This is a genomic window from uncultured Winogradskyella sp., assembly GCF_947495255.1.
Classification (GTDB): domain Bacteria; phylum Bacteroidota; class Bacteroidia; order Flavobacteriales; family Flavobacteriaceae; genus Winogradskyella.
Genome location: NZ_CANLYI010000005.1, coordinates 239,457 through 252,125, shown reverse-complemented (window position 1 = coordinate 252,125; position 12,669 = coordinate 239,457). Strand labels below are relative to the sequence as shown.

General features: G+C 31.6%; 14 protein-coding genes. 9 read left to right on the top strand and 5 right to left on the bottom strand.

Features of this window, described 5'->3' with window-relative positions:
- Positions 1-3 precede the first annotated feature (3 nt).
- From Q0807_RS09660 to Q0807_RS09630, 7 genes are all read left to right on the top strand, one after another.
- Positions 4-1,239 (top strand): nitrous oxide reductase family maturation protein NosD, encoded by a 1,236-nt coding sequence (locus tag Q0807_RS09660; RefSeq protein WP_299109088.1) that lies wholly within the window; start codon positions 4-6, stop codon positions 1,237-1,239.
- Positions 1,233-1,940, top strand: coding sequence for an ABC transporter ATP-binding protein (locus Q0807_RS09655; protein ID WP_179318964.1), 708 nt, complete (start codon positions 1,233-1,235; stop codon positions 1,938-1,940). Before Q0807_RS09660 ends, Q0807_RS09655 begins: the two co-directional genes overlap by 7 nt.
- Complete coding sequence (locus Q0807_RS09650; protein ID WP_115817051.1) at positions 1,933-2,715, top strand: ABC transporter permease; 783 nt, start codon at positions 1,933-1,935, stop codon at positions 2,713-2,715. The genes Q0807_RS09655 and Q0807_RS09650 overlap by 8 nt, the downstream gene beginning before the upstream one ends.
- A gap of 30 nt (positions 2,716-2,745) precedes the next feature.
- A complete protein-coding gene (locus Q0807_RS09645) occupies positions 2,746-3,171 on the top strand; it encodes a hypothetical protein (protein ID WP_299109078.1) in 426 nt (141 codons plus the stop codon).
- A 44-nt stretch (positions 3,172-3,215) separates the two neighbouring features.
- Entirely contained in the window at positions 3,216-3,614 is a 399-nt protein-coding gene (locus Q0807_RS09640) for a hypothetical protein (protein ID WP_299109076.1), read from the top strand.
- Between the two features lie 99 nt (positions 3,615-3,713).
- Positions 3,714-4,559, top strand: a complete 846-nt coding sequence (locus Q0807_RS09635) for a hypothetical protein (RefSeq protein WP_299109074.1) — start codon at positions 3,714-3,716, stop codon at positions 4,557-4,559.
- Between the two features lie 102 nt (positions 4,560-4,661).
- Positions 4,662-6,662, top strand: coding sequence for a TonB-dependent siderophore receptor (locus Q0807_RS09630; RefSeq protein WP_299109072.1), 2,001 nt, complete (start codon positions 4,662-4,664; stop codon positions 6,660-6,662).
- Here the strand turns inward: Q0807_RS09630 and Q0807_RS09625 are convergent.
- The 5 genes from Q0807_RS09625 to Q0807_RS09605 all read right to left on the bottom strand — a co-directional run bounded on the left by Q0807_RS09625 (position 6,632) and on the right by Q0807_RS09605 (position 10,560).
- Complete coding sequence (locus Q0807_RS09625) at positions 6,632-7,828, bottom strand: hypothetical protein (RefSeq protein WP_299109070.1); 1,197 nt, start codon at positions 7,826-7,828, stop codon at positions 6,632-6,634. The two genes, Q0807_RS09630 and Q0807_RS09625, sit on opposite strands and share 31 nt — an antisense overlap.
- Before the next feature lie 114 nt (positions 7,829-7,942).
- Positions 7,943-8,674: an iron-sulfur cluster repair di-iron protein gene (ric, locus tag Q0807_RS09620; protein WP_299109069.1), complete on the bottom strand. Its 732-nt coding sequence runs from the start codon at positions 8,672-8,674 to the stop codon at positions 7,943-7,945.
- Between the two features lie 50 nt (positions 8,675-8,724).
- Positions 8,725-9,159 (bottom strand): Rrf2 family transcriptional regulator, encoded by a 435-nt coding sequence (locus tag Q0807_RS09615; protein ID WP_299109067.1) that lies wholly within the window; start codon positions 9,157-9,159, stop codon positions 8,725-8,727.
- Positions 9,160-9,235: 76 nt separating this feature from the next.
- Positions 9,236-9,586 carry a hypothetical protein gene (locus Q0807_RS09610; RefSeq protein WP_299109065.1) on the bottom strand — a complete coding sequence of 117 codons (351 nt, stop codon included), beginning with the start codon at positions 9,584-9,586 and terminating at the stop codon, positions 9,236-9,238.
- Complete coding sequence (locus Q0807_RS09605; protein ID WP_299109063.1) at positions 9,586-10,560, bottom strand: polyprenyl synthetase family protein; 975 nt, start codon at positions 10,558-10,560, stop codon at positions 9,586-9,588. Before Q0807_RS09605 ends, Q0807_RS09610 begins: the two co-directional genes overlap by 1 nt.
- Positions 10,561-10,711: 151 nt before the next feature.
- Between Q0807_RS09605 and Q0807_RS09600 the strand changes: the two genes are divergently transcribed.
- Together Q0807_RS09600 and Q0807_RS09595 are read left to right on the top strand one after the other, a co-directional pair.
- On the top strand, positions 10,712-11,314 hold the full coding sequence (locus tag Q0807_RS09600; protein ID WP_173302018.1) for a TetR/AcrR family transcriptional regulator: 603 nt from the start codon (positions 10,712-10,714) through the stop codon (positions 11,312-11,314).
- A 3-nt stretch (positions 11,315-11,317) separates the two neighbouring features.
- A complete protein-coding gene (locus tag Q0807_RS09595) occupies positions 11,318-12,664 on the top strand; it encodes a TolC family protein (protein WP_299109060.1) in 1,347 nt (448 codons plus the stop codon).
- Positions 12,665-12,669: the final 5 nt, after the last annotated feature.

The window sequence follows — 12,669 nt, the reverse complement described above, 5'->3', positions numbered from 1 at the left end:
AATATGAAAAATTTAATTGTTTTTATTATAGCTATTTTTATAGCTAACACTAGTATTGCCCAAACAATTGAGGTTTGTAAAACATGTCCTGTTTCAACTTTAACAGATGCTATTACTCAGGCTAAAGATTCAGATACTATAATCATTAAAAAAGGCACTTACAAAGAACACTCAATCTATATAGATAAACCACTAACCATTATTGGCGAAAATTACCCAATAATTGATGGTGAAAAAAAAGGTGAAATCATTACTATAAAAGCAGACAACGTAACAGTTGATGGCTTATTTATCATAAACGTTGGCACTAGCTATACTGAAGATTATGCTGCTATTAGAGTTAAAAATAGCAAGAACTTTATTATTCAAAATTTAGTCTTAGAAAAATTATTCTTTGGTATTTATATCGAAAAATCAAGAGATGGAAAAGTATATCATAACAAAATAATTGGAGATGCTGTAGAAGAATATAATTCTGGAAATGGTATACAGTTATGGTACAGTAAAAATGTAGAAATTGAACATAATTATGTTGAGCATGTAAGAGATGGTATTTACTTAGAATTCTCAGACGACTGCTTAATTAAAAACAATATTAGTACCCTAAATGTGCGTTACGGATTACATTTTATGTTTTCTAATGATGACATTTATCAAGATAATACTTTCGAAAACAATGGCGCAGGAGTCGCTGTTATGTTTTCCAAACGAATAAAAATGTATAACAATCTTTTTAAAGAGAATTGGGGAACTGCTTCTTATGGCATGCTATTAAAAGAGATTAATGATGCTGAAATTATCGGAAATACTTTTGAAGACAATACTATTGGTATCAACATAGAGGGCTCTAACCGTATTACCTACAAACATAATAGTTTCTCAAATAACGGTTGGGCTATTAAAGTAAAAGGGGCTTGCTATGCCAATACGTTTACAGAAAATAATTTTCTATACAATTCTTTTGACATAGCCTACAACAGTAATGTTAATGATAATGTTTTCGACAAAAATTACTGGAGCAGTTACACAGGATACGACTTAGATAAAAATGGTATTGGAGATATCCCTTACCGACCAGTAAAACTCTTTTCTTATATCGTAAATCGTACGCCAGAAACCATCATTTTACTGCGAAGTATGTTTATAGATATCATTGACTTTTCTGAAAAGGTATCACCTGTTTTTACACCAGATGATTTATTGGACAACAACCCACAAATAAAAAAACTAACATGGTAACCATAGAAAATCTACATAAAAAATTCGGAAAAAACCAAGTGCTAAGTGGTGTTGACCTCAACATTAGCGAAGGCGGAATTTTTGCTGTACTTGGACCTAATGGCTCAGGTAAAACCACGTTGATAAAATCGGTTTTGGGTATGGTAATTCCAGATAAAGGAAACATCACTGTACTTGGCGAAAACATTAAAAAGAATTCTGAATACAGACATAAAATTGATTATTTACCGCAAATAGCCAACTTTCCGAGTAACCTACGTGTTAAAGAATTAATCAAAATGATTAAGGATTTACGTAAACCAACCAATGAAGATGAACGCTTAATTGAGCTTTTTAGATTAGAACCCTTTTTAGACAAAAAATTAGGTAATCTTTCCGGTGGAACTAAGCAAAAAGTGAATCTCGTTTTAACTTTTATGTTTGATAGTCCGTTAATTATTTTAGACGAACCAACCACAGGTTTAGACCCAATTTCACTCATTAGATTAAAAGATTTAATTAAAGCAGAAAAAGCCAAAGGAAAAACAGTTCTTATTACCTCACACATCATGAGTTTTGTTGAAGAAATTTCAGATGAAATTGTATTTATCCTTGAAGGAAAAATTTACTTTAAAGGCACCATTCAAAAATTAAAAACCAAGACCAATCAACCCGATTTTGAACATGCGATTGCGTCTATATTAACCGATAACCATGCTTAAGATATTAAAATATAGTTTTTACGACCTTATGCGTAGTCGCTGGAGTTACGTGTATTTCGCCTTTTATTTACTATTAGGTGTTGTCTTATTGTTTTTGAATAACGATTTATCAAAAGCAGTTATTACTTTAATGAACGTCATCATCGTTTTAGTGCCATTAATAGGTACCATTTTTGGCGTGATGTATTATTATAATTCACAAGAATTTACAGAGTTACTTTTAGCACAACCTATTAAACGGTCGTCCATATTCTTAGGACAATATTTAGGTGTTGCTTTATCACTTTCTATGAGTTTAATTTTAGGATTAGGCATCCCGTTTGTGTTTTATGGTTTATTTGAAAGCAGTGCCATTTGGGACTTTTCACTGCTATTAATTACAGGTACATTTTTAACATTAATTTTTACCGCTTTAGCGTTCAACATTGCGTTATCTAACGAGAATAAAATTAAAGGCTTTGGTTATGCCATCTTACTTTGGTTGTTCTTGGCCGTTATTTATGATGGACTCTTTTTAATGACACTAATTTTATTTGAAGATTACCCACTAGATAAAGTATCACTTATTGGCACTATGCTTAATCCTATAGATTTATCTAGAACACTTATTCTTTTAAAACTAGACATTTCAGCCCTATTAGGTTACACAGGTGCTGTTTTCAAACAATTTTTCGGAACAAGTTTTGGGTTAATTGTATCTTTTGTGATGTTAACCATTTGGGTTGTGATGCCTGTTTTACGCATCGTATTCAAATCGAAGAAAAAAGATTTTTAGTCAATAATTGGTATCTCAATATTTAGAATCATGACAATAAAACATGTAATAATCACGTTGCTATTAGCATTAACTTTTGGTTGTAAAAACGAAACTGTTAAGCCTGAAATACATTCAGCAATTCAACTTGAAGGTTTAACACTCAACAATAACGAAAAGTGGATTGCTAATGAAGAAACTCATATTGGCATGAAGCGTATTGATTCTATTTTAAAGAATAATACTTCAACAAGTGGAAAAGTATTAGGCGACATACTTTCAAAACAAACAAGCTATATTATAAAAAGCTGCGATATGGAAGGCGAAGCACACGACCAACTTCATGTGGTACTCGTTCCTATTCTAGAAGAAATTACAGATATAAAAGATGTAGAAAACACTTCAGAATTAGAGAAAAAAGTGACAAATTTGCAACGCTTAACAGCCACTTATTTTGAATATTTTAAGATTAACTGATAAAAATCATTTAATTAAGGATAAAATAGTCCGAATTTAGCACTATGATATTAAAGGTTATATATAAAGCCATTGCCTTGTTTTTAACGTTCGTTTTATTAGCGAACAATATTAACAACGTGGTTATTGTAGCCGATTTTGTGGTGAACCAAGATTTTATTGCTAAAACGCTTTGTATTCAAAAAGACGACCAAAAAGGTTGTAATGGTAAATGTCATTTAGCAAAGCAACTCGTACAGAGTAACACAGATTCTGGCTCAGACGCACCATTACCATCCACTGACAGAACGCGCTTAGACGTTTTTGTTATTTATGAAACTGCAAACCACACCATTGATAATTTCAATCAATTATCAAGATTCCAAAACAATTCACATTACAGAATAAAACAACCTGTTTCTGGCTTTTATTCTATCCATACGCCTCCACCAGATTTAAGTTAATTTTTTTTGAAGCTCTACTTAGGGCAAACTTCTATTTTTTGAAACCAAATCGGCTTCAAACAGGATACTTACATTTAAAAATAACTTAAACACTTTAAAATGAAACTTAAATATTTATTACCAATCGCATTTATTGCGCTATTCTTTTCATGTTCAACAGACGACGACGACAACACAACAATATTTAATGAAGTTGAAGGCTTAGAACTTATTCAAACCATTGTTAATGGCAACGAAACTATTGAGCTTTACAACGAGAAAGGTATGTTTGAAACTGGCTATAATATGATTAGTCTTAGAATTAAAGATAACACAACAGATAGCTATATTGAAGATGCTACCCTTTCTTGGATGCCAATGATGCAAATGCCAACTATGGAACATTCTTCGCCTAAATCTTCAATTTCAAAAGCTTTAGGAAAAGATACCGTTTATGAAGGTTTTATTATCTACCAAATGACAAATACAGATGGTTCTGGTTGGTCATTAACTTTAAACTATAATATAGATGGTACAGATTATTCAGTTACTGAAACTATCTCTGTAATGCAATATGAAAACCAAAACACAGCAACTTTTATGGGTAGCGATGGTACCAATTATATCTTAGCGTTAATTGAACCAAAAGACCCAAGTATTGCTATAAACGAAATGAAAGTTGGTTTGTTTAAAATGGAAAATATGATGACTTTTCCTGTTGTTGAAGATTATACTATCGCTTTAGACCCACGTATGCCAGGTATGGGAAATCATACATCACCTAACAATACTAATTTAACCTATAATAATGCTGATAACTTCTATTATGGGGATTTATCATTAACAATGACAGGTTATTGGAAACTAAACCTAAAATTAATGAACGCTAATGATGATGTTTTAAAAGGCGAAGACGTTACCGATGAAAACGAAGCGAGTAGCTTGTATTTAGAATTAGAATTCTAAATTATTCCTACTGTCTATTGAGCGTAATTTAAATACATTTTTATTACGCTCAATATGACAAATAGGTTTTCAAAAACATTTTAAACACTAAAATTTTTAGCTATGAAAACGCTAATAACAGTCATTCTATGTCTGCTATTGTCTTCTTTAGGATTTGCCCAGGACGAAAATAAAGAGACAAAAAAAGACACTACAAAATTAGAAGAAGTCCTCGTACTTTCAAGACGCAAATTAAGCAATCACAGACAAGAAAAAACACTGTCTAGCATTGATGACTATCTTGAAAAATCTAATAAAGTAACCATGATAAAACGTGGTAATTACGCTTGGGAACCAACCATTAACAACATGACAAGCGAGCGTTTGGTAGTGACTATCGATGGTATGCAAATTTTTGGTGCCTGTACAGATAAAATGGACCCAATAACGTCTTACGTTGATGTTTCTAATCTCGAAAAAGTAACTATTGGTTCTGGTCAAGAAGGCACAGAAAACGGACATTCAATTGGTGGTGGCATTGATTTAAAATTACCATCCTCTAAATTTAATGGTTCTGGTTTTAAATCTGGATTAGACTTAGGTTATGAAACTAACGGCAACTATAAAGCAACAGGATTAGATTTAGAATACACAGGCAATAAATTCTTTATTAGCGCTGACGGTATTTATAGAAAATCTGATAATTATGATGCAGGTGGCAACGAAGAAATCTTATATTCTCAATTCGAAAAGTATAATATCTCATTAAAAACGGGCTACAAATTTTCAGAAACTCAAAGCATAGATGCCAACGTTATTTATGATAAAGCTACAGATGTAGGTTATCCTGCTTTGCCAATGGATGTTTCTTTAGCTGAAGCTTTAATTGCATCCCTAACGCACTACTACAAACCAGAAGATAAAGCCTTAAAATCTTTAGAAACCAAATTGTATTTTAATACCATAACGCATATTATGGATGATACAAAGCGACCTGTTGTAGCTATTAGAATGGACATGCCAGGTTGGAGTGATACGTATGGATTTTACAGTAAAGCCGAACTGATGAAAAACAAACATCATTTCACACTTAACCTGAATGGATTCTATAATAAGTCCTTAGCAGAAATGACCATGTTTTCTAATAATCCAGATGAACCTGATATGTTTATGTACACTTGGCCAGACATTAGAACACTATATTCTGGTATTTTTATTAAAGATGATTTTCATTTTAGTGCATATGAAACACTCGCATCTTCAATACGCTTAGGCTATCACAATAACAAAATAGCAAAAGAAGTTGGGGTACAAAGTCTTCAAATTTTATATGATACTGTAGATGACCAAAACAATAGATTTTTAGTGAGTTTAGCATCTACATATCAACTTAAAAAAGAGAATTATAATCTATCTGTTGGTTTAGGTTATGGCGAACGCGCACCTTCCGTTAGTGAAGGTTATGGCTTTTTCTTATTCAACAGTTTTGATAATTACGATTACATAGGCAATCCAAATTTAAAAGACGAAAAAGCTTTAGAAGCAAACTTTAGCTTTAAACAAAAATTCAATGATTTTGAAATTGGTTTAGAATCATCCTACTTCCATATTATGGATTATATTATTGGTGAGATTGCGACAGACGTAAGCTCAATGACTATTGGTGCAAATGGCGTGCGTGTTTATACAGCATTAGACCATGCCTCTATTTTTAATACGTATGTAAATAGTAGTTATAAACTATCGGAACGTTTTGCAATCAACGGAACGGTTGGTTACAATTACGGAAAAGGAAATGATGGTGAAAATTTACCACTCATAAAACCGTTTTCTTACTTTGCTGAATTCAACTACAATACACCTAAATTTAATGCTGCATTGCAATTAGATGGTAACGGAAACCAAAGTAATTATAGTAGTCAATATGGTGAAAATGAAACTGCTGATTATGCAATTCTAAATCTTAATTTAGGAAACGTTTTCCATAATAAACTCGGAAAAATAGTATTAAAATATGGTGTTGAAAACATATTAGACACTAAATATTCTACCTATGCAGATTGGAATAACTTTCCGAGACAAGGACGTAATTTTTATGTGAATTTATCTTTTGTGTTTCCATAAATATTGAATAAAATGAAGCCGATTCCTAAAGGCAAAAAGATGCTAAAAAGAAATAGTAGCAAATAATAATTAGGAAGTATGCCTATACCATAAAAGAACATTATTCCTTGAATTAATAATAATATTTCGGTTAAAAGAAAGCCTAAAACAAAACTATATATACCAACAGTTAAGCTTTTAGAGTTCGTTACCAAACCACTTTTTAAGATAAAAGCAAATAGAAATCCTGAAATAACACCGAGCATTAATAAATGAATAAAACCAATTACAAAATTGCGATGCTCATAAACAACTGCCGAAAACTCAGGTAAAATGGAAAGGGATTGAAACACTACTTTTAATACAAAACAAACAAGCGCAAACATGAACATATGCTTCATAAGTTTATGCGCATTAGTCATCAAAACCTCTAATTTAGGTTTTGTAAGTTGAATAAATTTATATAGCATTACAACTTGAAGCAGCACACCTAATCCATTAATAAATAGTAACGATTGATGTGGTAAAAACCATTGTATGGGTAATGCAAAGGTTAATACCGTCGAGACTATTAATAATGTAAAAAAATGTCTGAATTGTTTAGAATCTTCAACCTTTAAAAGATGAAAAAAGACAGCAACCACAGCTATTAAAAACCAACCATTAAACTGAAAATGTAAAAAGAACTGAATCGCAATTTGATAAAACGCAGAAGCTTGTCCAAGCGTTGCAACTGCAGGACCTAAACACCAAACACCTATAGTAGAAACCACCATAAAAATGAGTGCTGTTTTTAATAGTTTTTCACTTACTACAGAATTGGTTTTATGATGTTTAAAAATGAGATATGCAAAGTAGTAGCCACAAAAAATATGCAATGTTGAAAAGGAAATGGAAATGGCAGCATAACCTTGAAACGGAAAGCTTAGCATCATACCAACCACAGCAAATTCCGTTACCCAAAATAATCGATTGAAAACCTTGGGTTTCTCTGGAATAAAGTAATGTACAAATAGCGTATATAACATTAAATAAACCCAGCCCAACATAGCAACATGAGAATGTGCGTGTGTTAGAAATCTGTAGTTTAAACCAATGGCTTCAAGAGATGAAAAGCGTAATGCCAAACCCATTAAAGCAGCAATGAGAAAATTAATTAAACATATTACTACTAACTTTTTTGGCATTGTTTGAATTTACGAATTAGAAATTTAAGGATTATAAAAAGAAAAACCCCAAAATGTTTAGGGAAAACATCTCAGGATTTTTTTTCAAAAGTAGAAACTAATTAGGGATTGCTATTAACCAAATTGTTGTTCTAATTTTATAGCCTTAGGAAACAATATGTTGTTTTCTAAATGAATATGTAAATGCAAATCTTTTTCAAATTCTTCTAACATAGCATACGTTACTTTATAAGTATTACATGCGTCTGCTGGTGGATTGTAATTATCCATTAATTCTGCTATTTCTCTAAAACGTTGTCCTTCTGTATCGTGTTCTTCCATCATCATTTCAATCGGATTTTCAACAGTTCCGAATTGTGGTGATTGAATCGCTTCATTTTTTAGAGTAGCGTTTACCATTCTTTTTACAAAAGGAAAAAGAATTAATTCTTCCTTCTTCATATGTGATTCTAATTCGCCTGCAGAAGCTGTAAACAATTCATTGATTTTAAATAATTCGGGATGACGTTCACCATGCACACGACATAATTTATTTAAAAATTGAAGCAATACAGGAATTTTCTCTTCTACATATCTATGATGCTTCTTTTCTATATACTCAGCCAACAAATCTAATGGCCAAGATTTATAATCTATACTTTCACCACCTTTAGAATCTAAAACTTGGTTTAATTCATCTAATAAGATAGTGCTATCAATGCCTTTTTTGTCGCAAGCCTCTTCTACTGTCCTGTTACCATTGCAACAAAAATCAATTTTGTATTTAGAAAAAATTGCTGCTGTTCTAAAATCGTCTGCAACATACTGCCCTATTTCTTTTGTTGTATTTTCTTGAAGTGTTTCCATATTATAGTTTTATTTAGGATAAATTTATCCTATTTATATTCAAATTTTTTTTAGATTTTTAAAAATGAAACTCCAGCTTTAATATCTAGAGCTAATTGTTCTAAACTTGTATTCTCTAGCATCTCTCTCAATTCTTCTCTTACCACTTTAAACTTATCGTGCACAGGACAAGGATGATTTTCATTACACGTATGTAAGCCTAAACCACAACCTTTATAAATACCATCACCATCAATTGCATAAACAATTTCAGATAATTTAGTCGTTGCAATTTTATCCTTTGCTATTTCAAAACCACCATGAGCACCTCTTACAGATTTTATGACATGATTCCTTACTAAGGCTTGCAAAATTTTGGCTGTGAATGCTTGTGGTGAATCTATCTCTTCTGAGATTTCTTTTGGACTAACTCTATTGTTTTCAGACGAGTTTACAGCAATAAAAATTGCGGCTTTAATTCCATATTCACAAGCTTTAGAAAACATATTTTTGAGACTAAATTATAATACAAAAATACTAATTATTTTAATATGAGATAATTTTATCCGATATAATTTATTATTAAGAATATTTTGCTTTAAACCACACTTTTTGCCATTCGCGTTGAAGAATTAAAAACGTAACATCTTCGGATAATTTTAATGTATCACCACCATCTAAACTTCTAACTTTAGCTTCGGAAACATCTACGATATAAAGTAAATTAAGATAGTCTGAAAATTTAGAATTTATGAGGTTAAAAACGCTTTCTTGTAACACAAATTTTAAACTCGTTGGCAACGTTTCCTCATCAAATTCTAAATCAATATTAGCGTATAACAAATCTTTATTAAGCTGAACAATAAGTTTTTTGTACAAGCTTAAACCTTCGGCTTCAGAAATTAAATCTTCAAAATTCGATGGTAAACTCATTAAACACGTCTGGTCATTAATTGTTCTCCAAATACTCTAAGTAATTGTTTTTTGTCTTCAGGTATATTTAAACCTTCTAAAACTTTAAAGGCTTTATTGGTGTAATCTTTTACAGCTTCTTGCGTTGCTTTGGCTGCACCAGTATCCTCAAAAAATTGCTTAGCAGCTTTAACTTTGGCTGCATTAGATAACACATTGTTCTGCATCAAAAACAAAAATTCCTTTTCATCTTCATTGGTTCCTAATTCCATCGTTTTAAGATATAAATAGGTCTTTTTGTTTTCAATAATATCGCCTCCTACTTGTTTTCCAAAAGTTTCAGGATTACCAAAAGCATCTAAATAATCGTCTTGTAACTGAAAAGCAATTCCTAAAAGCCTTCCAAATTCATATATAGAATTCTGGTCTTCATTAGACGCTTTAGCAACAATAGCTCCCATTTTCATAGCAGCACCAACCAAAACAGCTGTTTTATATTCAATCATTTTTAGATACTCAGAAATAGTAACATCATTTCGTGTTTCAAAATCAATATCATACTGTTGACCTTCACAAACTTCTAAAGCGGTTTTACTAAAAAGTTTAGCTAAAGCCTGAAACGTTTCAGCCTCATAATTCTCAAAAAGTTGATATGCCATAATAAGCATAGCATCTCCTGAAAGAATACCTGTATTTAAATCCCATTTTTCGTGCACAGTTTCTTCTCCTCTGCGTAAAGGTGCATCGTCCATAATATCATCATGTACTAAAGAAAAATTATGAAACACCTCAATAGATAAGGCAGCATCCATAGCCGTTTGAGCGTTTACTCCAAAAACCTCAGCCGTCATTAAAGTTAAAACTGGTCGTAACCTTTTTCCGCCCAACTCTAATATATAGTTAATAGGATTATATAAATTTTTTGGCTCTTTGTGTACTGTAAATCCTTCTAAATGGTTTAGAAACGACTCTTGATAGTGTTCTATTTGTTGCATGAGACAAAAATAATGTTTTAAACATATTTTAAGCTAATGTTGGCTATGTTAAAAAATCATTAAAACTTTGGAAACTTTTTAGGTTTTTAAAGTTTCCTGTTGTAAGTTTGCGCCATAATTAAAATGATTCCGAACCAACGGAACTTAAAAAATGAAAGAAAAAATAATATTTAAATCTACGGACTTGTTCTTAAACTTAGGGTTTAAGAGCGTTACGATGGATGATATTGCTAATGAAATGGGTATTTCTAAAAAAACCATATATCAGCATTTTCAGAATAAAACAAAATTAGTTGAAGCCACAGCTTTGCATGTTTTTGAAAATATTTCTTGTGGTATTGATAATATTTGTGCGTTAAATAAAAACCCAATTGAAGAGGTTTATGAAATTAAAAGATTTGTAATGCACAATCTTAAGGATGAGAAATCGTCTCCACAATACCAACTTCAAAAGTATTATCCCAAGATCTATGCCTCTGTAAAAGGTAAGCAATTTCAAAAAATGTTAGGCTGCGTAACACAAAATTTAGAACGTGGTGTAACTCAAGGTCTTTATAGAGATTCTATAGAAATAGATTTTGTAGCGCGACTTTATTTTAATGGCATGGTGTCTTTAAAAGACCAAAACATTTTTCCTCGCGAGAATTTCTCGATGGTGATGTTAATGAATAATTATTTAGAATACCACTTAAGAGGCATTTGCTCCACAAAAGGATTAGAAAAACTAACACAATTAAATACCAACCAAAAATAAGTAATGAAAAAAACACTAATAATAGTCTTAAGTTTCATTTTTTTTCAAATGGGATTTTCGCAAGACCAACCCAAAAGTCTTTCGCTTCAAGAAGCCATTGACTATGCACTGGAGAACAATAGAACTGCCATTAATGCAGCTCGAGATATCGAAGCTGCTAAACAACAGAAATGGGAAACTACAGCAAGTGGATTACCACAAGTAAGCGCAAGTATAGATTACCAAAACTTTTTAAAACAACAGGTTTCAGTAATACCTGCAGAATTCTTTGGAGGTGCTCCAGGAACCTATGAAGAAGTTGTTTTTAGTACTAAACAGAGCTTAACTGCTTTTGCTACTTTAAATCAAAAAATATTTGATGGTTCTTACCTTGTAGGATTACAGTCTGCGAAAGTATTTTTAGAGATTTCAGAAAATGCTAAAGTAAAAACAGATCTTGAAGTAAGAAAAGCAGTAATTGAAGCTTATGGAAATGTGCTTTTAGCAGAAGAAAGCATTCAAATTTTTGAGCGCAATATAGAAGTACTAGAAAAAAATCTCTTCGAAACCCAAAAAATATACGAAAACGGACTGGGAGAAGAAGAAAGCGTTGAGCAACTTCAAATCACATTATCTGGCGTAAAAAGCAACTTAAATAATGTTGAAAGATTAAAGACTTTAGCTTACCAAATGCTAAATATCAACTTAGGTTTAGATGTTTACAACGACCTAGTATTAACTGACAATCTAGAAACATTGACTGATCAAAATATCTCATTGTCAATTCTTGAAGCAGAAAACAACCCAGAAAGCACCATTGATTACTTAATTGCCAAAAATGATACAAAAGCAAAGGAGTTATTGGTTAAACTAGAAAAAAGTAAAGCTTTACCAACGCTTAATGCTTTTATTAATGGAGGGTATTCTGGTTATGGTGACGAGTTTAATTTCACTAAGAAAAGTCAAGATTGGTTTGGATCCTCATTATTTGGTGTAAGCTTAGATATCCCAATCTTCAGTTCAGGTATGAGAAATGCTTCTACGCAGCGTGCAGAAATCAATCTAGAAAAAGCTAAAACAGATTTAACAGATACTGAGCAACGCATAAAACTTCAGATAGCATCCGCAAAAAGCGATTATCAATTCGCAATTGAAGATTATGAAAATAAAAAAGAAAATTTAGCATTAGCAGAACGTATAGAAACAAAAAATCAAACCAAATTTTTTGAAGGTATAGGCTCTAGTTTTGAGTTACGCCAAGCACAAACTCAATTATATTCTGCGCAGCAAGAGTTGCTTCAAGCTATGCTAGACGTTATCAACAAAAAAGCAACTTTAGAAACTGCATTAAACACTACAACATTAAACTAACCAAT

Excerpts from the sequence above, each read along its gene's own strand:
- Q0807_RS09645 (WP_299109078.1), top strand. The coding sequence starts at position 2,746 with ATGACAATAAAACATGTAATAATCACGTTGCTATTAGCATTAACTTTT.
- Q0807_RS09635 (WP_299109074.1), top strand. The coding sequence starts at position 3,714 with ATGAAACTTAAATATTTATTACCAATCGCATTTATTGCGCTATTCTTT.
- Q0807_RS09605 (WP_299109063.1), bottom strand. The coding sequence starts at position 10,560 with ATGCAACAAATAGAACACTATCAAGAGTCGTTTCTAAACCATTTAGAA.
- Q0807_RS09600 (WP_173302018.1), top strand. The coding sequence starts at position 10,712 with ATGAAAGAAAAAATAATATTTAAATCTACGGACTTGTTCTTAAACTTA.
- Q0807_RS09610 (WP_299109065.1), bottom strand. The coding sequence starts at position 9,586 with ATGAGTTTACCATCGAATTTTGAAGATTTAATTTCTGAAGCCGAAGGT.
- Q0807_RS09615 (WP_299109067.1), bottom strand. The coding sequence starts at position 9,159 with ATGTTTTCTAAAGCTTGTGAATATGGAATTAAAGCCGCAATTTTTATT.
- Q0807_RS09595 (WP_299109060.1), top strand. The coding sequence starts at position 11,318 with ATGAAAAAAACACTAATAATAGTCTTAAGTTTCATTTTTTTTCAAATG.
- Q0807_RS09640 (WP_299109076.1), top strand. The coding sequence starts at position 3,216 with ATGATATTAAAGGTTATATATAAAGCCATTGCCTTGTTTTTAACGTTC.
- Q0807_RS09625 (WP_299109070.1), bottom strand. The coding sequence starts at position 7,828 with ATGCCAAAAAAGTTAGTAGTAATATGTTTAATTAATTTTCTCATTGCT.
- Q0807_RS09655 (WP_179318964.1), top strand. The coding sequence starts at position 1,233 with ATGGTAACCATAGAAAATCTACATAAAAAATTCGGAAAAAACCAAGTG.
- Q0807_RS09650 (WP_115817051.1), top strand. The coding sequence starts at position 1,933 with ATGCTTAAGATATTAAAATATAGTTTTTACGACCTTATGCGTAGTCGC.
- Q0807_RS09660 (WP_299109088.1), top strand. The coding sequence starts at position 4 with ATGAAAAATTTAATTGTTTTTATTATAGCTATTTTTATAGCTAACACT.
- ric (WP_299109069.1), bottom strand. The coding sequence starts at position 8,674 with ATGGAAACACTTCAAGAAAATACAACAAAAGAAATAGGGCAGTATGTT.
- Q0807_RS09630 (WP_299109072.1), top strand. The coding sequence starts at position 4,662 with ATGAAAACGCTAATAACAGTCATTCTATGTCTGCTATTGTCTTCTTTA.